General features: G+C 73.5%; 17 protein-coding genes, 1 pseudogene and 1 riboswitch. Of the genes and pseudogenes, 5 read left to right on the top strand and 13 right to left on the bottom strand.

Annotation, left to right across the window (positions count from 1 at the left end; all coding sequences use genetic code 11):
* Positions 1–52: 52 nt before the first annotated feature.
* A complete protein-coding gene (locus ACFXDE_RS00450) occupies positions 53–1792 on the bottom strand; it encodes a TIGR03767 family metallophosphoesterase (protein ID WP_380489287.1) in 1740 nt (579 codons plus the stop codon).
* Positions 1793–2223: 431 nt separating this feature from the next.
* Between ACFXDE_RS00450 and ACFXDE_RS00445 the strand changes: the two genes are divergently transcribed.
* Together ACFXDE_RS00445 and ACFXDE_RS00440 are read left to right on the top strand one after the other, a co-directional pair.
* Positions 2224–3399 (top strand): cobalt-precorrin-5B (C(1))-methyltransferase, encoded by a 1176-nt coding sequence (locus ACFXDE_RS00445; protein ID WP_380489284.1) that lies wholly within the window; start codon positions 2224–2226, stop codon positions 3397–3399.
* Between the two features lie 191 nt (positions 3400–3590).
* Complete coding sequence (locus tag ACFXDE_RS00440; protein WP_380489281.1) at positions 3591–5120, top strand: UDP-N-acetylglucosamine 1-carboxyvinyltransferase; 1530 nt, start codon at positions 3591–3593, stop codon at positions 5118–5120.
* A 28-nt stretch (positions 5121–5148) separates the two neighbouring features.
* Here the strand turns inward: ACFXDE_RS00440 and ACFXDE_RS00435 are convergent, their stop codons facing one another.
* The 5 genes from ACFXDE_RS00435 to ACFXDE_RS00415 all read right to left on the bottom strand — a co-directional run bounded on the left by ACFXDE_RS00435 (position 5149) and on the right by ACFXDE_RS00415 (position 9245).
* Positions 5149–5664, bottom strand: a complete 516-nt coding sequence (locus ACFXDE_RS00435) for a protein phosphatase (RefSeq protein WP_380489279.1) — start codon at positions 5662–5664, stop codon at positions 5149–5151.
* A 164-nt stretch (positions 5665–5828) separates the two neighbouring features.
* The gene (locus tag ACFXDE_RS00430; RefSeq protein WP_380489276.1) at positions 5829–6593 is read right to left on the bottom strand and encodes a cobalt-precorrin-6A reductase; all 765 of its coding nucleotides are present in this window, start codon (positions 6591–6593) and stop codon (positions 5829–5831) included.
* A 4-nt stretch (positions 6594–6597) separates the two neighbouring features.
* Positions 6598–7359, bottom strand: a complete 762-nt coding sequence (gene cobM / locus ACFXDE_RS00425; protein WP_380489274.1) for a precorrin-4 C(11)-methyltransferase — start codon at positions 7357–7359, stop codon at positions 6598–6600.
* Entirely contained in the window at positions 7356–8594 is a 1239-nt protein-coding gene (gene cbiE, locus ACFXDE_RS00420; protein WP_380489271.1) for a precorrin-6y C5,15-methyltransferase (decarboxylating) subunit CbiE, read from the bottom strand. The genes cobM and cbiE overlap by 4 nt, the downstream gene beginning before the upstream one ends.
* 216 nt (positions 8595–8810) lie before the next feature.
* A complete protein-coding gene (locus tag ACFXDE_RS00415) occupies positions 8811–9245 on the bottom strand; it encodes a gamma-glutamylcyclotransferase family protein (RefSeq protein ID WP_380447672.1) in 435 nt (144 codons plus the stop codon).
* 131 nt (positions 9246–9376) lie between these two features.
* Between ACFXDE_RS00415 and ACFXDE_RS00410 the strand changes: the two genes are divergently transcribed.
* Positions 9377–10459, top strand: a complete 1083-nt coding sequence (locus ACFXDE_RS00410) for an EamA family transporter (RefSeq protein ID WP_380489269.1) — start codon at positions 9377–9379, stop codon at positions 10457–10459.
* Positions 10460–10616: 157 nt separating this feature from the next.
* On the opposite strand, the gene ACFXDE_RS00405 is transcribed toward ACFXDE_RS00410, so the two are convergent.
* The 3 genes from ACFXDE_RS00405 to ACFXDE_RS00395 form a co-directional block, all read right to left on the bottom strand.
* Positions 10617–11180: an EF-hand domain-containing protein gene (locus ACFXDE_RS00405; protein ID WP_380489267.1), complete on the bottom strand. Its 564-nt coding sequence runs from the start codon at positions 11178–11180 to the stop codon at positions 10617–10619.
* 294 nt (positions 11181–11474) lie between these two features.
* Positions 11475–11807 (bottom strand): hypothetical protein, encoded by a 333-nt coding sequence (locus tag ACFXDE_RS00400; RefSeq protein WP_380489265.1) that lies wholly within the window; start codon positions 11805–11807, stop codon positions 11475–11477.
* Positions 11808–11973: 166 nt separating this feature from the next.
* Positions 11974–12411, bottom strand: coding sequence for a cytidine deaminase family protein (locus ACFXDE_RS00395; protein ID WP_380489263.1), 438 nt, complete (start codon positions 12409–12411; stop codon positions 11974–11976).
* 41 nt (positions 12412–12452) lie between these two features.
* Here ACFXDE_RS00395 and ACFXDE_RS00390 point away from each other — a divergent pair.
* Positions 12453–12899 (top strand): annotated as a pseudogene (locus ACFXDE_RS00390) (GNAT family N-acetyltransferase); the annotation flags it as partial.
* 101 nt (positions 12900–13000) lie between these two features.
* Here the strand turns inward: ACFXDE_RS00390 and ACFXDE_RS00385 are convergent.
* The 4 genes from ACFXDE_RS00385 to ACFXDE_RS00370 all read right to left on the bottom strand — a co-directional run bounded on the left by ACFXDE_RS00385 (position 13001) and on the right by ACFXDE_RS00370 (position 18815).
* Positions 13001–14800, bottom strand: coding sequence for a dipeptide ABC transporter ATP-binding protein (locus ACFXDE_RS00385; RefSeq protein WP_380489261.1), 1800 nt, complete (start codon positions 14798–14800; stop codon positions 13001–13003).
* Positions 14801–14882: 82 nt separating this feature from the next.
* Positions 14883–15875, bottom strand: coding sequence for an ABC transporter permease (locus ACFXDE_RS00380; protein ID WP_380489259.1), 993 nt, complete (start codon positions 15873–15875; stop codon positions 14883–14885).
* Between the two features lie 117 nt (positions 15876–15992).
* Entirely contained in the window at positions 15993–17753 is a 1761-nt protein-coding gene (locus ACFXDE_RS00375) for an ABC transporter substrate-binding protein (protein ID WP_380489257.1), read from the bottom strand.
* A gap of 87 nt (positions 17754–17840) precedes the next feature.
* Positions 17841–18815 (bottom strand): ABC transporter permease, encoded by a 975-nt coding sequence (locus ACFXDE_RS00370; RefSeq protein ID WP_380489255.1) that lies wholly within the window; start codon positions 18813–18815, stop codon positions 17841–17843.
* Between the two features lie 294 nt (positions 18816–19109).
* Positions 19110–19206: riboswitch (ZMP/ZTP riboswitch) on the top strand.
* A gap of 20 nt (positions 19207–19226) precedes the next feature.
* Between ACFXDE_RS00370 and ACFXDE_RS00365 the strand changes: the two genes are divergently transcribed.
* The gene (locus ACFXDE_RS00365; RefSeq protein WP_380489253.1) at positions 19227–20756 is read left to right on the top strand and encodes a glycine hydroxymethyltransferase; all 1530 of its coding nucleotides are present in this window, start codon (positions 19227–19229) and stop codon (positions 20754–20756) included.
* Positions 20757–20894 lie beyond the last annotated feature (138 nt).

Raw genomic sequence — 20894 nt, 5'->3', positions numbered from 1 at the left:
TCTGTTGCTCGTCAGCCGTCAGCCGTCAGCCGCTGACCGCCGGCCGGCCCAGTCACCGAGTCGGCTTGGTGATCAGCAGCTCCGTGTTGTGGTCCTGCCCCGCGCCGAGCAGCGCGGCCGGCCGCCCGTACGGGTCGTTGTAGGACAGCTCGCGGTAGAGCGCGGCCAGGTTCGCGTCCGACGTGCTGCCGAAGTCCGTCCCGTACGGGGCGTCGGACTCGATCAGCGTCGTGAACAGGGAGAGCGTGCCGTCCCCGTTGTCCGCGATCTCGATGATCCGGCCGTGCTGCGGGTAGTCGATGTGGGAGGCGGTGTTGATCTCCCAGAACGCGCGCTCCGGCACCGCGTGCCCGTGCGCCGTGATCTGGTTCCTGTGGGTGTGCCCGTTCACCCACGCGACGACGTTGGGGTAGCGCTGGAGCAGTGCCACCAGCTCGTTGCCGTCGTGCCGCTTCTCGAAGATGTTGCGCGGGTCGGGCAGCAGGTTGCCCATGGTGCCGCTGGTGTGGTGGCTGAAGATCAGGATCAGGTCGTCGGCGCTGCCGCCCGTCACCTTGCGCCCGTTGCCGTCGTACCAGTGCCCGCTGTGCGCCTTCAGCTGCTGCTCCAGCCAGCGCAGTTGGGCGGTGCCGATCGAACCGTCCGCGAATCCGGCCTGGTTGGTGGTGTCCAGGCTGATGCCGAGGACCTTCTCCGAGATGCGGAAGGTGTAGAAGAGCTTGCCGCTGTTCACCATGTCCGAGGTGAAGCCGTGCCCGTGCGGGCCCGCGCCGGTGACCGCCGGGTCGAGGTGGGCCTTCGCGAACTCCTTGAGGGTGAACGGCCGTCGGCGCTCGTCGGGGGTGATCTCGCGCACCGCGTCGCCGGTCGCCAGCAGCTTGCCGAGCAGCAGCGCGGCGCTCGCCGGGTCGTGCCGCAGGGCCTCCGTCAGCCGGCCGGCCTCGGCGTCGTCGCAGCCCTCCAGCTTGTACCGGCCGGTGTAGAGGTCGTTCAGCAGGCCGAGGTCCGGGAGTGAACCCTCAAGGCTGTCATCGTGGTTGCCGACCGTCGTGTACCAGGGCGTGCGCAGGCCGGGGGCGTCGAAGGGGCGGCCGGCGGCGGACAGGAAGCCGGGTATCTGCGGGAAGCCCTTGGCCTTGTAGCCGTCCTGGAAGGACAGTTCGGGGTTCCAGTAGGCGGAGCTGCCGGAGTTCTGCACGCCCTCGTAGCGGTCCGGGTCACCGGTGTTCTGGGCGAGGCGTCCGCCGCCCATCACCGTGAGGTACCAGTCGAGTTCGGCGTGTTCGTGGTTGTCGGTGTTGTCGCCGGTGGCCATCACCAGACTGAACGGCATCCCGGTGTAGGGGCCGCCGGCGAGCGAGTTGACGCGCTCGACGAGGGCCGAGACACCGCGGGCGTTCAGGGTCTCGTGCGGCCGGTGCGCCGCGCCGAGGAACTTGGCGAGGTACTCGAAGCGGAACGGCGACTCGGTGTCGACCAGGTGCAGGTCGGAGAACTGGACGAAGCTGGCCAGCCCGGTGCGGCGGTCGTCGCGCCCGCTGCCCGGGGCCGCGATGTCCCCGCGGACGACCAGCGGCCAGCCCGGCCCGGCCGTCAGCCGCTTGTAGGAGCCGTTGCCGACCGGCGTCGCCACCTGGTCGAGCGTGGTCCCGGTCACCCGGACGGCTCTCGCGGCGGTGGCCGCCAGCGCCCGGTCGCGCGCCGCCGCCGACGCGAACTGCGCGCCGCCCAGCGAAAGGGCCGCCCAGGCGGCGGCCACCGACGTACCCGTCACGAACGTACGCCGACTCATCCCTGCCACGAAAACCCCGCATTCTGATGACCCGGCCGGTCGCACCGGTCCCGGGCCTCGTGTCATGAACCCGCATCTGGCGGAGCGACAGATTACTCACTGGTAAGCGGCGGTTTCGAGACCCGTGCAGAGAACTTCTCGGTAACGAGAGGCGGCCATTCCCGCCGCTCCCACCGGCCCCCGCCCGCATGCCCGCCCGCATGCCCGCCCGCATCCCCGCCCGTACCCTCACCCACGTCGGCCGAGGGCCCCGGTCACCGTCCGGCCGGGTCCATGGGGGAAAATCGGCACCGGAGGCCGTTGCGGCCGTCCCGGGGCGGCGGCCGGAGTGATGACCGGTGGCGCGGCCGGGGACGGCGGTCCGTGCAGCAATCGGTGCGGCGACGGGAGCAGCGGCCACGACGGCGACCGAGACAGCGAGCGAGGCGGACGTGGCCGAACCGGGAGGCCGGGCCGGGCAGCTGAAGAGCAGCGGCCTGCGGCACGGCTGGACGACGGGCGCCTGCGCCACCGCCGCCGCCAAGGCCGCGTACACGGCGCTGCTCACCGGCGAGTTCCCGGACCCGGTGACCATCACCCTCCCCAAGGGGCAGCAGCCCGCGTTCGCCCTGGCCGCGGAGGAGCTCGGGCCGGCGAACGGCTCGGCCGCCCCCGGTCGGCACCCGGGCTCCCAGAACGGTCCGGACGGTCCGAGCGCCATGGCCGGCGTGGTCAAGGACGCCGGCGACGACCCCGATGTGACGCACGGCGCCCTCATCCGTGCGACGGTGCGGGCCGGCGAGCCCGGCGCCGGGGTGGTGTTCCGGGCCGGTCCCGGGGTCGGGACGGTCACCAAGGCCGGTCTGCCGCTGCCCGTCGGCGAGCCCGCCATCAACCCGGTGCCGAGGCAGATGATCCGCGACGCCGTCGCCGAGGTGGCCGCCGAGCACGGTGGGACGGGGGACGTCGTCGTCGAGGTCTCCGTCGACCACGGCGAGGAGATCGCCCGCTCCACCTGGAACCCCCGCCTGGGGATCCTCGGCGGCCTGTCCATCCTGGGCACGACCGGCATCGTCGTTCCCTACTCCTGCTCGGCCTGGATCGACTCGATCCGCCGCGGCGTGGACGTGGCGCGCGCGGCGGGCCGCACGCACGTGGCGGGGTGCACCGGCTCGACGTCGGAGAAGGTCGCGGTCGCCGTGCACGGACTGCCCGAGGACGCGCTGCTCGACATGGGCGACTTCGCCGGCGCCGTCCTCAAGTACCTCAAGCGCCACCCGGTGCCGAGGCTGACCATCGCGGGCGGCTTCGCCAAGCTGTCCAAGCTCGCGGCCGGCCACCTCGACCTGCACTCGGCGCGCTCGCAGGTGGACAAGGGATACCTCGCGGACCTGGCCCGGCGCGGCGGCGCGGACGAGGCCCTGGCCGCGGCGGTGGCCGCCGCCAACACGGGCCTGGAGGCGGTGCAGTTGTGCCGGGCGGCGGGCGTGCCGCTGGGGGACCTGGTCGCCGAGGCGGCCCGGGCGACGGCGCTCGGCGTGCTCGTCGGCTCCCCGGTGGCGGTGGACGTCATCTGCATCGACCGCGCGGGCACCATCGTCGGACGGGCGGAACCGCTCGGGCCGTGAGGCGCGGCGGCCGTACTTCCCGGGCCCCACGGGTTCAGTCGGGTGAACTCCCAGGAATGCGTGGAAAGCTCAGCAATATCTCATGGTGATGTGAAGATCTGACGCCCATACGGGGCGAGAAACGGACAAATGGAGCAAGGATTCGCCCCCTGATTCTGTCGCCATCTCAAGCGTGAGATATGGTCTGCCGGGTGACAGGCGACTACCTCACCCGTATCGGCACCCTCATCCGTACCGCGCGCCAGCACCGCGGCTGGTCCCAGGCGCAGCTCGGCGAGGCCCTCGGCACCAGCCAGAGCGCGGTCAACCGCATCGAACAGGGCAAGCAGAACGTCAGCCTTGAGATGATCGCCCGCATCGGCGAAGCCCTCGACAGCGAGATCGTCTCCCTCGGCTACTCCGGCCCGATGCACCTGCGCGTCGCCGGCGGCACCCGCCTCTCCGGCGCGATCGACGTCCGCAGCAGCAAGAACGCCTGCGTCGCGATCCTCTGCGCCTCGCTCCTCACCACCGGCCGCACCACGATCCGCAGCGTCGCCCGGATCGAGGAGGTCTACCGCATCCTCGAGGTGCTCACCAGCATCGGCGTCAAGAGCCGCTGGATCAACGAGGGCCGCGACCTCGAACTCACCCCGCCGGCCGAGCTCGACCTCGCCGCGATGGACGTCGAGGCCGCCCGCCGCACCCGCAGCGTGCTGATGTTCCTCGGCCCGCTGATGCACCGCGCCGAGCACTTCGCCATCCCGTACGCGGGCGGCTGCGACCTCGGCACCCGCACCGTCCAGCCGCACCTGACCGCGCTGCGCCGCTTCGGCCTGGAGGTCGCCACCACCGGCGGCGCCTACCACGCCTCGGTCGAGCCGGGCGTCCCGCTGGACCGTCCGATCGTGCTGACCGAGCGCGGGGACACCGTCACCGAGAACGCGCTGCTGGCCGCGGCCCGCCACGACGGCGTGAGCGTCATCCGCAACGCCTCGCCCAACTACATGGCCCAGGACCTGTGCTTCTTCCTGGAGAAGCTCGGCGTGAAGATCGAGGGCATCGGCACCACCACCCTCACCGTGCACGGCGTCCCGGAGATCACCTGCGACGTCGACTACACCCCGGCCGAGGACCCGGTGGAGGCGATGAGCCTGCTCGCCGCCGCCGTCGTCACCTCCTCCGAGCTGACGATCCGCCGGGTGCCGATCGAGTTCCTGGAGATCGAGCTCGCCGTGCTGGAGGGCATGGGCCTGGACTACGACCGGACCCCGGAGTACCGGGCCCACAACGGTCACACCCGGCTGGTCGACCTCACCGTGCGCCCGTCCAAGCTGACCGCGCCGATCGACACCATCCACCCGATGCCGTTCCCGGGCATCAACATCGACAACGTGCCGTTCTTCGCCGCGATCGCCGCGGCGGCGCACGGCACGACGATGATCCACGACTGGGTCTACGACAACCGCGCGATCTACCTCACCGAGCTGACCAGGCTCGGCGCGGACGTCAAGCTCCTCGACCCGCACCGCGTCCTCGTCCAGGGCCCGACCCGCTGGCGCGCCGCCGAGATGATGTGCCCGCCCGCGCTGCGGCCCGCGGTGGTCATCCTCCTCGCGATGCTCGCCGCGCAGGGCACCTCCGTGCTGCGCAACGTCTATGTCATCAACCGCGGTTACGAGGACCTCGCCGAGCGCCTCAACTCGATCGGCGCGCAGATCGAGACCTTCCGCGACATCTGACGGCCGGCGCCGATCTCCTGGCTGTCCGTCAGGAGGTCGCCCCGTCGAGGCCGGACAGCAGCAGGGCCACGTCCAGCCCGGTGTTCAGGTACTCCACGAACACCGGGTTGTTCAGTGCCCAGGGCGAACGCCGTTCCCGGACCAGTCCGATGGCCCGGTCGGTGTCGTGCCCGAGGAGCGCGAGGGCGCCCGCCACCACGAGGCCGGAGCGGTTGTAGCCGGAGTGGCAGCGCACGAGGGTCCGGCGGCCCCGGCGGACGGCCTGCGCGGTGAGCGCGACCGCGTCCTGGACGGCCCGGATCTGGGCGGCGGAGAGCACATCGTCCGGCACCGCCCGGACGACGTGCTCCACATGCGGGGCGGGCCCGTGCCCCGGCAGCGCGAACAGGCTGACGACCACGTCGAACTCGTATCCCACGATGGCGAGTTCGAGATCACCGCCGGGTGGGGTCCAGTAGTGCCCGCCCATCCAGAGCCCGGGCGTGATCTCGTTCCAGGGGGCCGAGGGGCCCGGGGTGTCGCGCTCCTTCTGGCGGGTCCCCATGCGTGGTTCCGTGGTCCTTCCCGTTCGGCGGGCGGCGCTCGTCGATCAATGGGCACGGGGATCCGGCGACGCGGGCGGACCTCTCCGCCGCAGCGGCCCGGGGTGTCCAACGATGCTGCGGCGCAAGCGAGTTACCGGGAGGGCCGACCGGACACGCCCGCAGGCTAGGCGAGTTCGCCCAAGGAACCGGCCGTCGTGGCCAGCCAGCGGACCGCGCCGGGGACGTCCGGCGCGACCGGGACGCCGTCGGGCAGCGGCGGGCGCTCCACGACGACCACGGGCAGGCCGAGTTCGCGCGCGGCGGTGAGCTTGGGGGCGGTGGCCGCGCCGCCGCTGTCCTTGGTGACGAGGACGTCGATCCGGTGCTCGCGCAGCAGCGCGCGTTCGCCGTCCAGCGTGAACGGGCCCCGGTCCAGCAGGACTTCGAGCGAGGGCGGCAACGGCGGCTCGGGCGGGTCGACCGAGCGGGCCACGAAGTGCAGTCCGTCGAGGTGCGCGAAGGTGCCGATGCCCTGCCGCCCGGTGGTGAGGAACACGCGCCGCCCGAGGGTGGGCAAGGCCTCGGCCGCCGCGGCGAGCGAGGGGACGGGGTGCCAGCGGTCTCCGTCGGCCGGTGACCAGCCGGGCCGTCGCAGCGCCAGCAGCGGCACGCCGGTGGCGGCGGCCGCGAGGGCGGCGTTGCGGGACATGCCGGCGGCGAACGGGTGGGTGGCGTCCACCACGGCGGCCACGCGCTCGGCGCGCAGCCAGGCCGCCAGGCCGTCCGGACCGCCGAAGCCGCCGATCCTGACCTCTCCCACGGGGAGCCGGGGTTGAGCCACCCGGCCGGCCAGCGAACTGGTCACGCGCAGGTGCGGGTCCCCGGCGAGTACGGCGGCGAGGGACCGGCCCTCGGTCGTGCCGCCGAGGATCAGGACGTGGCGGACCACCGGGTCACGCCCCGCAGGGCTCGTGCGGGCGCTCGCGGTCCGCCGAGTAGAGGTGGCTGTCGCGGAACTGCTCGGCGGCGAGGGTCCGTCCGACGATGATCACCGCAGTGCGGACCACGCCGGCCGCCTTCACCTGCTCCGCGATGTCGGCGAGTGTGCCGCGCAGCACCAGTTCGTCCGGGCGGCTGGCCATCGCGACGACGGCGGTGGGGCATTCGGCGCCGTAGTGCGGAAGCAGCTGCTCGACGACGTCGTCGATGTAGCCGGCGGCCAGGTGCAGCACCAGCAGGGCGCCGCTGCGCCCGAGGGTCGCCAGGTCCTCGCCCTCCGGCATGGGCGTGGCGCGCTTGGCGATCCGGGTGAGGATGACGGTCTGGCCGACCGTCGGCACGGTCAGCTCCCGCTTCAGCGCGGCCGCCGCGGCCGCGAAGGCCGGCACGCCCGGGACCACCTCGTACGGGACGCCGGCCGCGTCGAGGCGGCGCATCTGCTCGGCGACCGCGGAGAAGACGGACGGGTCGCCGGAGTGCAGGCGGGCCACGTCCTGCCCGGCCTCGTGGGCGCGGACCAGCTCGGTGACGATCTGGTCGAGGTTGAGCTGCGCGGTGTCGATCAGCCGGGCGCCGGCCGGGCACTCGTCGAGGAGCTCGCGCGGCACCAGGCTGCCGGCGTAGAGGCAGACCTCGGCGCGGGCGAGGATCCGCTGGCCGCGCAGGGTGATCAGGTCGGCGGCGCCCGGGCCGGCTCCGATGAAGTAGACGGTCACGAGGCGTCCTCCTGGGGGGTGTTGGGCTTGACGGCGGACCACTGGGTGACCGGCATGGCCTGCCGCCATCCGGTGAACCCGCCGACCGGGACGGCGTGGGCGACGGCGAGCTTGACGAGCTCGCCGCCGTGGCGCCGGTACCAGTCGGTGAGCAGCGCCTCGGATTCCAGTGTCACCGTGTTGGCGACCAGCCGGCCGCCGGGCGCCAGGGCGGCCCAGCAACTCTCCAGCAGGCCGGGCGCGGTGAGGCCGCCGCCGATGAACACGGCGTCAGGGGTGGGGAGTTCCGCGAGTGCGGCAGGAGCCCGGCCGGTGACGACGCGCAGCCGGGGGACGCCCAGCGCGGCGGCGTTGCGGGTGATGCGCCCGGCCCGGACGGGGTCGCGCTCGACGGTGACGGCCCGGCAGTCGCGGTGGGCGCGCAGCCACTCGATGGCGATCGAGCCGGAGCCGCCGCCGACGTCCCAGAGCAGCTCGCCGGGGGCGGGCGCGAGGGCGGCGAGGGTCGCGGCGCGGACGTGGCGCTTGGTGAGCTGGCCGTCGCTCTCGTACGCGGCGTCGGGCAGGCCGGGGACGAGGGAGGTGCGGGGGCCGGCGCCGAGGTCGACCGCGATGACGTTCAGCGGGTCGCCGGGCGGGTGCGGCCAGCCGTCCGCCGGGCCGTCGAGGTGCCGTTCGGCGGGGGAGCCGAGCTGTTCGAGCACCCGGAGGCGGGCGGCGCCGTAACCGCGGGCGGTGAGCAACGCGGCGACGGCCGCCGGGGTGGCGGCGTCGGCGCTGAGCACGAGCAGGCGGCGGCCGGGGTGGAGGGCCAGGGCGAGGGTGTCCAGCGGGCGGCCGACGAGGCTGACCACCTCGGTGGCCTCCAGGGGCCAGCCGAGGCGGGCGCACGCGTGGGAGACGGAGGAGGGGTGGGGCAGGACGCGGAGCCGTTCGGCGCCGACCGTCTCGGCGAGGGTGCGGCCGATGCCGTAGAACATCGGGTCGCCGCTGGCGAGGACGGCGATGCGGCGGCCGGTGTGGGCGGCGAGCAGCCCGGGGACGGCGGGGCGCAGCGGGGACGGCCAGGAGACGCGGTCGGCGGGCACCTCGTCGTGGGGGAGGAGGTCCAGCTGCCGGGGGCCGCCGATGACGACCTCGGCCGCGTGGAGGGCGGCGCGGGAGGTGGCGGCGAGGCCGGGCCAGCCGTCGGCCCCGATCCCGACGACGGTGATCGGGGGTGGCAGCTCGGGCACCGGGTGGCTCCTCGTCGTTCGGTGGGCCGTGAGGCGGGAGGGGGAAACGGACGTAGCCGGGGCAGCCTACCTGGCGGTTTGGCGGAGGATCAGGGCGGGCGACGGGTGACGGCGGACGGGGGACGACTTTCAGCGAACAGATAACAGATTTCGAAATCTGTTATCTGTCATCTGTTCGCCGAAAGTCGTTCGCGGCCCCCGCGCCCCCTCGCCCTGTCACCGCTCCGCCCAGTCCCCCGAGGCGATCAGCGCCGGCCGCGCCCGCAGTTCCGCCGCCGCCGTCGGCCCGGCCAAGTACACCCACGCCTCTCGCGTCTCACCCGACGCCGTCCGCACCGTCCGCCGCTGCCGTACGTACAGTCCCGCCCCGTCGGCCCGGCACTCCTCCAGCCGGTCCAGGTCCGCGAGCGCGCCCGCGTACGCGCCCGGGCGGACGGTGACGAGCTCACCCACGATCCGGCGCCCGGGCGTCGGGTCCGGCACCGCCCACGGGAACCCGGGACCGTCGTGGAGGGCGGCGCCCTCCAGGACCGCCGGCCGGATGTCGGCGCAGCGGCCCGCCAGGTGTACGGCGTGGTTGTGGCCGTCGCTGCGCAGGGTGCCGTAGACGAAGAACGGAAGCGACTCGTCGGACGGGCGCTGATCAGACACGGGTTCGACCTCTCGTCCGGGGGCGCCCACCGTACGTCCTCGTGCCCGACTGGTGATACCCACTGGCGTGCGGGCCCGCCGATGCGGTGTCATATCGGATGTTCTGCCAGCACCGTCCAAGGGGGACACCCGTGACAGCGCCCGCCTCCTCCCCATCGCCCGAAGCCTCCGCCGAGGACACCGACGGCGAAGCCTCTCCAGGCCCGGCCTCACCGGCGCCGGTCGCCGCCCCGGACTCGGCCGCCCCGGACTCGGCCTCCACGGGCTCCGCCTCCCCGGATCCCGCTGCCCCGGATCCCGCTGCCCCTCCCCGCCCGGCCCGGCTCAGTGGTGCGGTGTGGCTGGCGCTCGGCGTCGTCTACGTCGTCTGGGGCTCCACCTACCTGGCGATCCGGATCTCGGTCGAGACGATGCCGTCCTTCCTCTCCGCCGCCGCCCGGTTCCTGACCGCGGGCCTGCTGCTCGCCGGGTTCCTGCTGGTCCGGAGCGGCCCGGCCGGCCTGCGGGTGAGTGCGCGCCGGCTGGCCTCCTCGGCGCTGGTGGGCGTGCTCCTGCTGACCGGCGGCAACGGCCTCGTCGTGCTGGGCGAGCGCTCGGTCCCGTCCGGTCTGGCCGCCCTGCTGGTCGCGGCCGTCCCGCTCTGGATGGTGCTGCTGACGGCGTTCGGCGGCGAGCGGCCCCGGCCCGCCGAGCTGGCCGGCGTGCTGCTCGGCCTCGTCGGTCTCGGGGTGCTGTCCGCCCCCGCGTTCGGCGGGGACATCGCGCCGCTCGGCGTGATCGTGATCATCTGCGCCACGCTGACCTGGGCGGGCGGTTCGTTCGTCAGCAAGCGCCTGCCGATGCCGGGCAACGTGCTCGCCGCGAGCGCCTACCAGATGCTGGCGGGCGGCCTCGGCGACCTGCTCGTCGGCCTCGTGCGCGGCGAGGCGCACGGGCTGGACGTCGCCGCGGTCTCCGGCCGGTCCTGGTTCGCGCTCGCGTACCTGGTGCTGTTCGGTTCGCTGCTCGCCTTCACCGCGTACGCGTGGCTGCTGCGGAACGCGCCGCTGACGCTGGTCTCGACGTACGCCTACGTGAACCCGGTCGTCGCCGTGCTCCTCGGTTGGCTGATCCTGTCCGAGCCGCTGACGGGCCCGACCCTCGCGGGCGGGGCGATCGTGGTGGCGGGCGTGTGCCTGGTGGTGAGCGCCAGTCGGAAACCAACTCGTAAGTGAGGACGACGCCGCCGGTCCGAGTCGACGGACAAGGCGCGGCGCTGCCCGAGGCGTTGGGCTCCGACGGCCTGGCTGGGCGCTGGTCGACACCCTCGTCGAGCGGACCGTTCCGGAGGCCTGACGGGCCGAACGCGACGTCCCGGCGGGGGAGTCGGGGTCAGAGCGCGTGCGGCGGGGTGCCCGTCCACCAGTTGCCGGGGGCCTCGGGGTCGCGGCTGGTCCAGAACTCGATGATGGCGGTGGTGAACTCCTCGGCGGAGAGCGTGCCGTCGCCGTCGCGGTCGAGCCGCCGGAAGGCCTCGTCGGCGTCGTCGCGCGAGAGGCCGACGAAGTGGCCGCGCTGGAAGACGAAGAACTCGCCCGCGTCGACCGTGCCGCTGCGGTCGGCGTCGGCCACGGCGAGGAAGGCCTCGGCGAGCGCCCCGAGGCTGGTGCGGGCGGACTCCGGGTCGTCGGCCAGGGCGCCCGTCGAGCGGACGAACTGCTCCCTGGTGATCGACTCGGTGTCGGCCGGGAGGTGGGCGAGGTGGAGGTCGTGCCAGATCGTCAGGTAGGCGCGGACGATGACCGCCTCCGCCTCCGAACCCTCCTGGTGGCCGAGCGAACGGGCGACCGAGTGGCCCATGAGGACGTGGTCCCGCTCGGTGATCAGCCCGTCGCCGTCGGCGTCGAGGTACCGGAACCCGTGATTGATCTTCGCGATGAGCAGATCGTCGGACATGTGTCCCCTCGGTTGGCGATCCCTGCCGGTGGAGTCCGCTTGATGGACCCCGGTTGACGGACCCGGTTGACGACGTCTGCCGGGCGTGCCGCAGATCTTGCCGGAGCACGACGCCAGCACGCCAGCGCTTTCGGCCACGGCCACGCAGTCGAACGGTGGCCCGACCGATCCACAGCGCCGACCGCGCGCCGTCATCGACCCGCGCGCACTTCTCCGGCTCATTCGCACCACGACAGCGCACTCGCACGACGACTGCTCACACGCACCACGACAGCCCGTCCGCACGCCCCCGGCTCACTCGCACGACCACGACGACGGCCACGTGCGCCCCAGCAGCACCATCCCGATCCCGCACAGCACCGCGAACACCGCGAGCGACCACAGCGCGGCTCGGGCCCGCCGGGAGTACCGCCACCAGCCGGCCACCCACGAGAGCGCCGCCGCGACGGCCCCGAGGAGCCCCAGCCCGACCGCCCCGAGCGCCGGGACCAGCCACGGCGGCCCGTCACCCTGGCAGGGCAGGTCCCGCTGGAACAACTGCCAGCTCCCCGCCGCCCCGCCCGCGAGCGCCATCGCGGCCAGGCACACCCCCACCTGCGGCCACCGCACTGCGGGTCGTCCGCCCATCGATGCCCCCGTCCGCCCAGAGCCTGCTCCCGCACGGGTCCGCGCCCAACGGGGTCGGTGAACTCTCCCAGGGCGGACGGACCACGGGCGTCAGCCCCCGGACGGAGGCCTCGCAGCCGCATCCGGTCCGAACGGCGGGGGCGCGAGGGCGCCGAAAGGCGCCCGCTCAGTCCTGGTGGTCCGCCGAGACGTACGCGTCGGGGAGGAGGTCGCGAACCCGGACGGCCCGCAGGGCCGGCCCGCGGCCGACGAGCACCTCGATGCCGGGGAAGTAGTCGAGCAGCACCTGGCGGCACCGGCCGCAGGGCGGGATGACGCCCCGCCCCTCGTCGCCGACCGCGACGATCGCGGTGAGGTCGTAGGCGCCCTGGCCGGCCGCCGAGCCGATGAGGGCGAGCTCGGCGCAGGGCCCGCCGGTGAAGTGGTAGGCGTTGAGGGCCGTGACGATCCGACCGTCGGCGTTGCGGGCGGCCGCGGCGACGGTGTGGTTGTCCGCGCGGGCGAAGCGGCGGGCGACGTCCTCGGCGGCGTCGACGAGCTCCCGGTGCGCGGCGGACAGCGGGGACGGGGGCGAAGACAGGGACGGGGGCTCGGCGGCGGACATATTGGGTGGGTCTCCCGGGTCGTTCGTGACAGGCTTCGAGCATGGACCGCAGCCCCCTGTCCGTGCCAACGCTCTCCGCCGGCCCGTTCGACCTGCGCCCGTGGCGGCTCAGCGACGCCGACGTGCTCCGCGAGGCCGCCGCGGACCCGTACATCCCGCTGGTGACGACCGTCCCGGCCCGCTACGACGCCGACGCCGCGCGGGCCTTCGTCGAGCGGCAGTGGTCCAAGGCGGCGGCCGGCGGCGCCTACCCGTTCGCCGTCGCGCGCCGCGTCGACGAGCGGGCCGTCGGCTTCGTCGGGCTGTTCCCGCAGGGCGACGGCCGGGCCACGATCGGCTACTGGACGGCGGCCTCGGCCCGCGGCCTGGGCGTGGCCGGCCACGCCCTGCGCACGGTCGCGGACTGGGCGCTGCGCGAGGCCGGGCTGGCCCGGCTGGAGCTGCACATCGAGCCGTGGAACACCGGCTCGCTGCGGGCGGCCGAGCGGGCCGGCTTCCGGCGCGAGGGCCTGCTCCGCGCCCACCGGACGATCGCCGGCGAGCGCCGCGACATGGAGCTGTACGCCCTCCTCGCGGCCGACCTGGAGCTTCAGCCGCCGCCGACGGCGGCCCCTCCGGACGTCGTACGCGTACCCGCAACGGACGCCGTGCGCGCATCCGCCCCGGGCGCCGCACGCGCGTTCGTCCCGGGCACGGCGGCCAGCAGCTCGCGCGTGTAGTCCGTGTGCGGCGCGGCGAACAGCCGGTCGCGGTCGGCGGACTCGACCAGCCGTCCCCGGTGCATCACGGCGACCCGGTCGCAGAAGTGCCGGACGACGGCGAGGTCGTGCGAGACGAACAGGAAAGCGACGCCGAGTCGTTCGCGCAGCTCCATCAGCAGGTTGAGCACCTGCGCCTGGACGGACACGTCGAGCGCGGAGACCGGTTCGTCCGCGATGATCAGCCGCGGCTGCGGGGCGAGCGCCCGCGCGATGCCGATCCGCTGGCGCTGCCCGCCGGAGAACTCGTGCGGGTAGCGGTCGAGGTGGTCGCCGGACAGGCCGACCTGTTCGAGCAGTTCGGCGGAGCGTTCGCGCCGCCCGGCGGCCGTGAGCGTGGTGTGCAGGCGCAGCGGGGTGTCGAGGGTCCGGGCGACGGTGCGGCGCGGGTTGAGCGAGGCGTACGGGTCCTGGAATACGAGCTGGACCTCGCGGCTGAGCCGGCGCCGCAGCGCGTGGTCGGGCCGGGCGGTGCCGGAGTCGTCGTGGATCACCCGGCCGTCGTACGCGACGCGCCCGCCGGTGGGTCGCTGGAGCCCGGCGAGGACGCGCGAGGTGGTGGACTTGCCGGAGCCGGACTCGCCGACGAGGCCGACGGTCTCCCCGGGGGCGATGCGCAGCCCGACGCCGTCGACGGCCTTGACGGTCTCGGTGCGCCCACCGGGGAAGCGGCGGCGTCCGGGGAAGTGGACGGCGAGGTCGTCCACTTCGACGAGCCAGCGCGCCGGATCGCGCAGCCGGTCCGTCACCCGCGCCCCGAACGTCCTGATAGATGACGGATCGTCAACAGTCGGAAGCTGGGCGCCTGGTGCGGAGTCCAGCGTGAGTGCCGCTCCCACCAGTGCGCGGGTGTAGGGCTCTTGTGGATCGGCCAGCAGTCGGGCGGTGGGCGCGGACTCGACCGGGAGGCCCCCGCGCAGGACGAGGGTGCGGTCCGTCGTCCCGGCGACGACGCCGAGGTCGTGGCTGACCAGGAGCACGGCCGTGCCGTGCTCGCGCTGCAAGTCGCCCAGGAGGTAGAGAACTTGCTGTTGGACGCGGGCGTCGAGGGCGGTGGTCGGCTCGTCGGCGATGAGCACCTCGGGGTCGTTCATCAGCGCCATGGCGATCATCACCCGCTGGCGCATGCCGCCCGAGAACCGGTGCGGGTGGTCGCGGGCCCGGCCGGCCGGGATGCCGACCCGGTCGAGCATCGCGACCGCCCGTCGCCGGGCCTCGGCGCGACCGGCGCCGGGGTGGTGCAGCCGGTACATCTCGGCGAGTTGGGCGCCGACGCCGTGGAACGGGCTCAGCGAGGTGAGCGCGTCCTGGAAGACCAGCGCGATCCGGCCGCCGCGCACCCCGCGCAGGACCGACTCGTCGGCGCCCACCAACTCCCGGCCGTCCAGCCGGATCGAGCCGGTGACGGTGGTGGTCCGCGGATCGTGCAGGCCGAGCACGGCGAGCCCGGTCGCGGACTTGCCGGAGCCCGACTCGCCGACCAGGCCGAGGACTTCACCCCGGGCGAGGTCGAACGAGAGCCCCCGGACGGCGGCGACCGGCGGGCCGCCGCGCGGATCGGCGAAGGTGACGGACAGGTCGCGGACGCTCAGCACGGGTTCCGTGGACGGCACATTGACTCCGGACGACATTGAACAACAACTCCCTTCGGACGGCGGATAGCGGAGGCAGGCGGCGGACGGCGGACGGCGGACGGCGGGCAGCGGGCGGGCCTCAAGCCAGCCGGACGCGCGGATCGAGCCAGGCCACCACCACGTCGGCCAGCGCGACGAACAGGACGACGAAGCACGCGGCGAGCAGCACCGCCCCGACGACGGCGGGCAGGTCCTGCCCCTCCACCGCCTCCGCCGCGAACCGCCCGACGCCGTTGAGCCCGAACACCGTCTCGGTGATGACCGCCCCGCCCAGCAGCGCCCCGGTCTCCAGCCCGAGCAGCTGCACGAGCGGTCCGGCCGCGCCGCGCGACGTGTACTTGAGGTGGGCGCGCAGCCGGCCGAGGCCCTTGGCGCGCGCGGTGCGGACGTACTCCTCGCCCATCGTCTCCAGTAGCTGTGAGCGCGAGAGCCGGGCGAAGACGGCCGAGTTGACGAAGCCGAGGACGAGCCAGGGCAGCAGCATCCCGCCCGCCCAGGCGGCGGGGTCGGTGGCCGGCGGGGTGTACGACGGCAGCGGGAGCAGGCCGGTCGAGTAGACGAGCGCCCACTGCGCGACGTACCCGAGGAAGTAGATCTGCACGCTGGCGCCGACGAGCGTGAACCCGGAGAGCAGCCGGTCCGTGCGCGTCCCGTGCCGCAGCGCGGAGACGAACCCGGTGCCGAGCCCGAGCACCACGAGCACGGCGAGCGCGCCGGCGGTGAGCGAGAGGGTGACGGGCAGGTGGTCGGCGAGGGCCTCGGTGACGGGCTGGTGCAGCCGGTAGGAGTAGCCGAGGCAGGGCGCGGAGCAGCGGATGACCGAGCCGTCGACGTCGCCGACGTCCCGCCCGGCGACGATCCCGGTCAGGTAGTCGGTGTACTGGGTGAGCAGCGGCCGGTCCAGGCCCATGCTCGCGCGGACCGCCGCCACCTGGGCGCCGTCGCAGCGCGGTCCGCAGGCGGCGCGGGCCGGGTCGGCGGGTGCGGCGTAGAACAGGGCGAAGGCGGCGGCGGAGACCGCGGCGAGCACGGCGAGGGCCTGGAGGGCCCGCCGCAGGGCGAAGGAGAACATCGTCGGAACCTTGAAACCTCGAAGTGAGCCTCGAACTGCCGGCTCGGCCCGGCCCGATCTGTCCGAATCAAACCGAACCGAACCGGACCGAACCGGACCGGACCAGGCCTGGCCGGATCAGGACTTCAGGTACAGCCAGGCGAGCCCGACCGTCCCGTAGATCGGGTGGATGAACGCCCCGCCGACGTTGCCGCCGCGCAGCTGGTTGGCGGTCGGGTAGGCGAACGGCAGCACCGGCACGTCCTTCATGACGGTCTGCTCCAGCGCGTACAGCTCCTTCGCCTTGGCGCGCGGCTCGCCGATCCCGTTGATCCGGTCGATCTCCTTGTCGACCGCCGGGTTGCGGTAGCGCGCGCTGTTGAGGTCGTTGCCGGCGCGGCCGTCGAAGGCGAAGGGGACGAGCGTGGACGGGGTCGGCCAGTCGACGGACGAGGTCTCCTCGTACAGGTCGTACGGGGAGTCGGCGCGGTGCACCTCGTCGAGGAAGGCCTTGGGGTCGATCGGCTTGGGTACGACGGTGATCCCGGCCCTGGCGAAGCCGTCGACGAGCACCTGCGCGACGCGCTGGCCGTCCGGCGTGTTCTTGTAGCCGTAGGTGAGGCTCGCGGGTGGCTGCTTGGCCTTGGCGAGTTGGGCCTTGGCGGCGTCCGGGTCGCCCTCGGGCCGGGCCGGGTAGAGGTCGTACTTCTGCCAGTCGATCAGGGCGGGCGAGCTGAGCGTGGTGGCGAGTTCGCCGATGCGGGAGCCGCCCTGGACCTGGCGGGCCTGCTGGCGCGGGTAGGCGAGGTGCAGGGCCTTGCGGACCTCGACGTCCGGCACGCGCTCGTTGTTGATCACGAGCTGGGTGACGAAGGCGCCCTGGCGGCCGGAGACGACGAGGTCCTTGGCCTTGGGGTCGGTGTCGGCGGTCCGGTACAGCTCGGGGGAGAGCTCGTCGGAGGCGGTGGTGGCGTCGGCGCCGCCGTCGCGGCCGGAGAGGATCTCCTGGTTGATGTTGAGCGCCTCCTTGCCGTAGGTGAAGACGAACCGGTCCGGGTACTGGCTGCGGACGGGGTCGGTCTCGGCCTTCCAGTACGGGTTGCGCTCCAGCACCATGCGGGTGTTCTGGACGTGTTCGGCGATCCGGTAGGGGCCGGTGGCGAACGGCAGCCGGTCGTAGTCGGTGCCGGTGTCCTTGTCGCGGCGCACCGGCGAGGACGAGGACTGCGCGGCCATGTACGGCACGTCGGCCTGCGGCTGCGGGAAGTGGAAGACGACGGTGCGCTCGTCGGGCGTCTCGATGGCGGCGAGGTCGCCGTCCTGGGGGCCGGCGTACTTCTTGCGCGCGTCCTCGTAGCTCGCCTCGCCGGTGAGCCACTGGGGCCAGTACGGCGGGCCGACCTCGTAGCCCTTGCCGAAGGTGCGCTCGATGCCGTACTTGACGTCCTGGGCGGTGATCGGCTTGCCGTCCTCCCAGGCGACGCCGTCCTTGAGGCGGTAGGTCCAGGTGCGGCCGCCGTCGGCGGAGGTGCCGGTGTCGGTGGCGAGGTCGCCGACCAGCTTGGCCTTGCCGTCGACGACCTGGTACTGCGTCAGTTGACGCCCCCAGAGCAGCGAGGCGTTGTACGCGGCGCCCGCGTACACCTTCTGCGGGTCGAGGTGGCGGAACTCGACGCTGTTGTACACGTTGACCGTCCCGCCCTTGCGGGCGCCGGGCACGGCCGGGGCGGGGCCGGCGCTCTCCTGCTCGCCGCCGAGCGCGGCGGTCAGCGGGGAGGTCTCCTTGGCGGCGGCCGGGTTCGCGGTGGAACCCGCGCCCGCGCCGGCCGAGCAGGAGGTCGCGAGGAGGGCGGTGGCGACGACGGCGAGGGACGGACCGGTCCTGCGGGTCCAGCGCATGGCGAATCTCTCCTTGCCCCGACGGGCGGGGTCATCAGACGAACGAACGGGGAAAACGGGGCGAGGTCCAGGCGGCGAATCGCCGGATCAGCGCCGGCCCGACCGCGGGTCCAGGGAGTCCCGGACGGCGTCGCCGAGCAGGTTGAAGGCGAGGACGAAGAGCAGCAGTGCCACGCCGGGGAAGACCATGTACGTCGGGTCGGCCCGGAACACCTCGGCGCCGCGGGCGATCATCCGGCCCCAGTCCGGGACGGGCTCGGTGATCCCGACCCCGAGGAACGACAGCACCGCCTCCGAGGCGACGATCGCCGGCACCGCCATCGTCACGTGCACCAGCAGTTGCGAGCGGACGTTCGGCAGCAATTCCCGGACGACGACGTGGAAACCGCTCGCCCCCTGGGCGCGGGCGGATTGCACGAAATCCCGTTCCCGCAGCGAGCGCACGGTGGCCCGGAGGGAAAGCGCGAGCGGAATCCAGCCGAACGCGGCGAATACCAGGATCAGCACCAGGAACTGCATCCATTCCGGTTCCGCGGCGCCCGGATCGACCAGCCTCGACTGGATGACCGGGCTGAGCGCGAGCAGCAGGAGCAGGGTCGGAAAGGCGAGCAGCACGTTCGCGAGGAAACCGAACAGGCGGTCCGCGATTCCGCCGAGGTAGCCGACCGCGACACCGGCCAGCACGCCGAGCGCGGTCGTCACGGCGGCGGACGCGAAGGCGATCAGCAGCGAGGTGCGGATGCCGTACAGCAGCTGGGTGAACACGTCCCGGCCGAGGCCCGGCTCCAGGCCGAACCAGAAGTCGCCGGAGATGCCGCCGTTCGCCAGCACGGGCAGTCCGCCGTCGCTGAGCAGGCCCGGAGCGTTCTGGCCGTAGTGCTCGGCCGGGTTCTTCCCGTACAGGGCGGCGATCAGCGGGGTGGCGAGGGCGAGGAGCAGGAACAGCAGGACGACGGCGAGGGCGGTGGCGCCGACCCGGTCGCGCAGGATCCGGCGGACCGGACCGTCCGGGGCCGGCCGGACGGCGGAATCAGGTGCCGCGACTGTTTCGACGATGGCCATGCGAGGCGTACTCCCGAATTCTCCGCCGCCCTTTGGGGTGAGGGTGCGATGACGTGTATTTCCGAGCCGCCTCCGGGGGTTTCCCGGCGGCCGGCGCAATGCCATCAGATCGGATGCGATGGACCTCGGGCAAATCACTTCGAGCCGATGTGTTGCGCATTGTTTCGGCCGGTGTGACGGCTTCACGGCGCCGCAACACGCTCGTCGCGGGAGAACGGGCAAAAGCCCCCAAAGCACCCTCCCTGTCCCGCATTCTGAGATCTGCGCCACACCCCTGCGGGTATTGGTACGATCCGGGTGGGCCGCGACTGGCGCGTAGGGATGGAATCAACCATCGGGAAGCGGCTCCGTGCCCTGTCACGTGCAGTTGCCGAGCGCCTGGGCCGTCCGCATCCCCACCAGGAGACCGCCATGGCCGCCCAGCCCCAGCCCCAGCCCGAGCTTCAGCCCGAGCCCCGGCACCAGCCCGAGTCCGAGCACCAGCCCCTTCCGCAGCCCCACACCGCCGCCGACGCCGCCGCGAACACCGCCTTCCGCAGCGCCCTCGACGTCGTCGCGGGCGTCGAACCGCGCATCGCCGCCGCCATCGGCCGGGAGATCGAGGACCAGCGCGCCTCCCTCAAGCTGATCGCCAGCGAGAACTACGCCTCCCCGGCCGTCCTGCTCGCCATGGGCAACTGGCTCAGCGACAAGTACGCCGAGGGCACCGCCGGGCGCCGCTTCTACGCCGGCTGCCGCAACGTCGACACCGTCGAGACCGTCGCCGCCGAGCACGCCCGCGCCCTGTTCGGCGCCGACCACGCCTACGTCCAGCCGCACTCCGGCATCGACGCCAACCTGACCGCCTTCTGGGCCGTCCTCTCCCAGCGCGTCGAGAGCCCGGCCCTGGAGCGCGCCGCGGTCCGCAACGTCAACGACCTCACCGAGCAGGACTGGGCGCGGCTGCGCCACGAGCTCGGCAACCAGCGGATGCTCGGCATGTCCCTGGACACCGGCGGCCACCTCACCCACGGCTTCCGGCCCAACATCTCGGGCAAGATGTTCGAGCAGCGCAGCTACGGCACCGACCCGGCGACCGGCCTGATCGACTACGACGCGCTGCGCGAGACGGCCCGCGAGTTCCGCCCGCTCATCCTGGTGGCCGGGTACTCCGCCTACCCGCGGCGCGTGGACTTCCGCCGGATGCGCGAGATCGCGGACGAGGTCGGCGCGACGCTCATGGTCGACATGGCGCACTTCGCGGGCCTCGTCGCGGGCAAGGTGTTCACCGGCGACTTCGACCCGGTGCCGCACGCCCACATCGTCACCACGACCACCCACAAGTCGCTGCGCGGCCCGCGCGGCGGCATGGTGCTGTCCACCGCCGAGCTCGCCGAACACGTCGACCGCGGCTGCCCGCTGGTCCTCGGCGGCCCGCTCTCGCACGTCATGGCTGCCAAGGCGGTCGCGTTCGCCGAGGCCCGCCGCCCCGAGTTCCGGGCCTACGCCCAGGCCGTCGTCGACAACGCGCAGGCGCTCGCCGAGGGCCTGCTGCGCCGCGGCGGCACGCTCGTCACCGGCGGCACGGACAACCACCTGGTCCTCGCCGACGTCTCCGGCCACGGCCTGACCGGCCGCCAGGCCGAGGCGGCGCTCCTGGACGCGGGCGTCGTCACCAACCGCAACTCCGTCCCGCAGGACCCGAACGGCGCCTGGTACACCTCCGGCGTCCGCCTCGGCACCCCCGCGCTCACCACCCGCGGCCTCGGCGCCGCCGAGATGGACGAGATCGCGGGCCTCATCGACACCGTGCTACGCGCCACGACCCCCACCACGACCGCCAACGGCGCCCCGTCGAAGGCCCAGTACGTCCTGGACGCCGCCGTCCGCGACGGCATCGCCAAGCGCGCCGCCGACCTGCTCGCGCCCTTCCCGCTCTACCCGGGCGTCGACCTGGTCTGACCGCCGAAGTCCTTGGGGGTGGGACGCGTTGACGCGTCCCCCCCCCAAGTCCCACGGCTCGCGCCCGGGTCACTAATGCAGGGGCGTTTGAGGCACGCAAACCACCCGGCCCTGGGGGCCGTGCGGGCGGCCGCGGCC

The sequence above is a fragment of the Kitasatospora sp. NPDC059408 genome (assembly GCF_042751525.1).
Lineage (GTDB): Bacteria > Actinomycetota > Actinomycetes > Streptomycetales > Streptomycetaceae > Kitasatospora.
Note: the sequence above shows the minus strand (reverse complement) of the source record. Positions and strands in the feature narration are given on the sequence as shown.

Bases quoted from the DNA above. Each gene is read 5' to 3' on its own strand.
- ACFXDE_RS00450 (WP_380489287.1), bottom strand. From the start codon at position 1,792: ATGAGTCGGCGTACGTTCGTGACGGGTACGTCGGTGGCCGCCGCCTGG.
- ACFXDE_RS00435 (WP_380489279.1), bottom strand. From the start codon at position 5,664: ATGGGGACCCGCCAGAAGGAGCGCGACACCCCGGGCCCCTCGGCCCCC.
- ACFXDE_RS00405 (WP_380489267.1), bottom strand. From the start codon at position 11,180: ATGTCCGACGATCTGCTCATCGCGAAGATCAATCACGGGTTCCGGTAC.
- ACFXDE_RS00400 (WP_380489265.1), bottom strand. From the start codon at position 11,807: ATGGGCGGACGACCCGCAGTGCGGTGGCCGCAGGTGGGGGTGTGCCTG.
- ACFXDE_RS00395 (WP_380489263.1), bottom strand. From the start codon at position 12,411: ATGTCCGCCGCCGAGCCCCCGTCCCTGTCTTCGCCCCCGTCCCCGCTG.
- ACFXDE_RS00385 (WP_380489261.1), bottom strand. From the start codon at position 14,800: ATGTCGTCCGGAGTCAATGTGCCGTCCACGGAACCCGTGCTGAGCGTC.
- ACFXDE_RS00380 (WP_380489259.1), bottom strand. From the start codon at position 15,875: ATGTTCTCCTTCGCCCTGCGGCGGGCCCTCCAGGCCCTCGCCGTGCTC.
- ACFXDE_RS00375 (WP_380489257.1), bottom strand. From the start codon at position 17,753: ATGCGCTGGACCCGCAGGACCGGTCCGTCCCTCGCCGTCGTCGCCACC.
- ACFXDE_RS00370 (WP_380489255.1), bottom strand. From the start codon at position 18,815: ATGGCCATCGTCGAAACAGTCGCGGCACCTGATTCCGCCGTCCGGCCG.
- ACFXDE_RS00365 (WP_380489253.1), top strand. From the start codon at position 19,227: ATGGCCGCCCAGCCCCAGCCCCAGCCCGAGCTTCAGCCCGAGCCCCGG.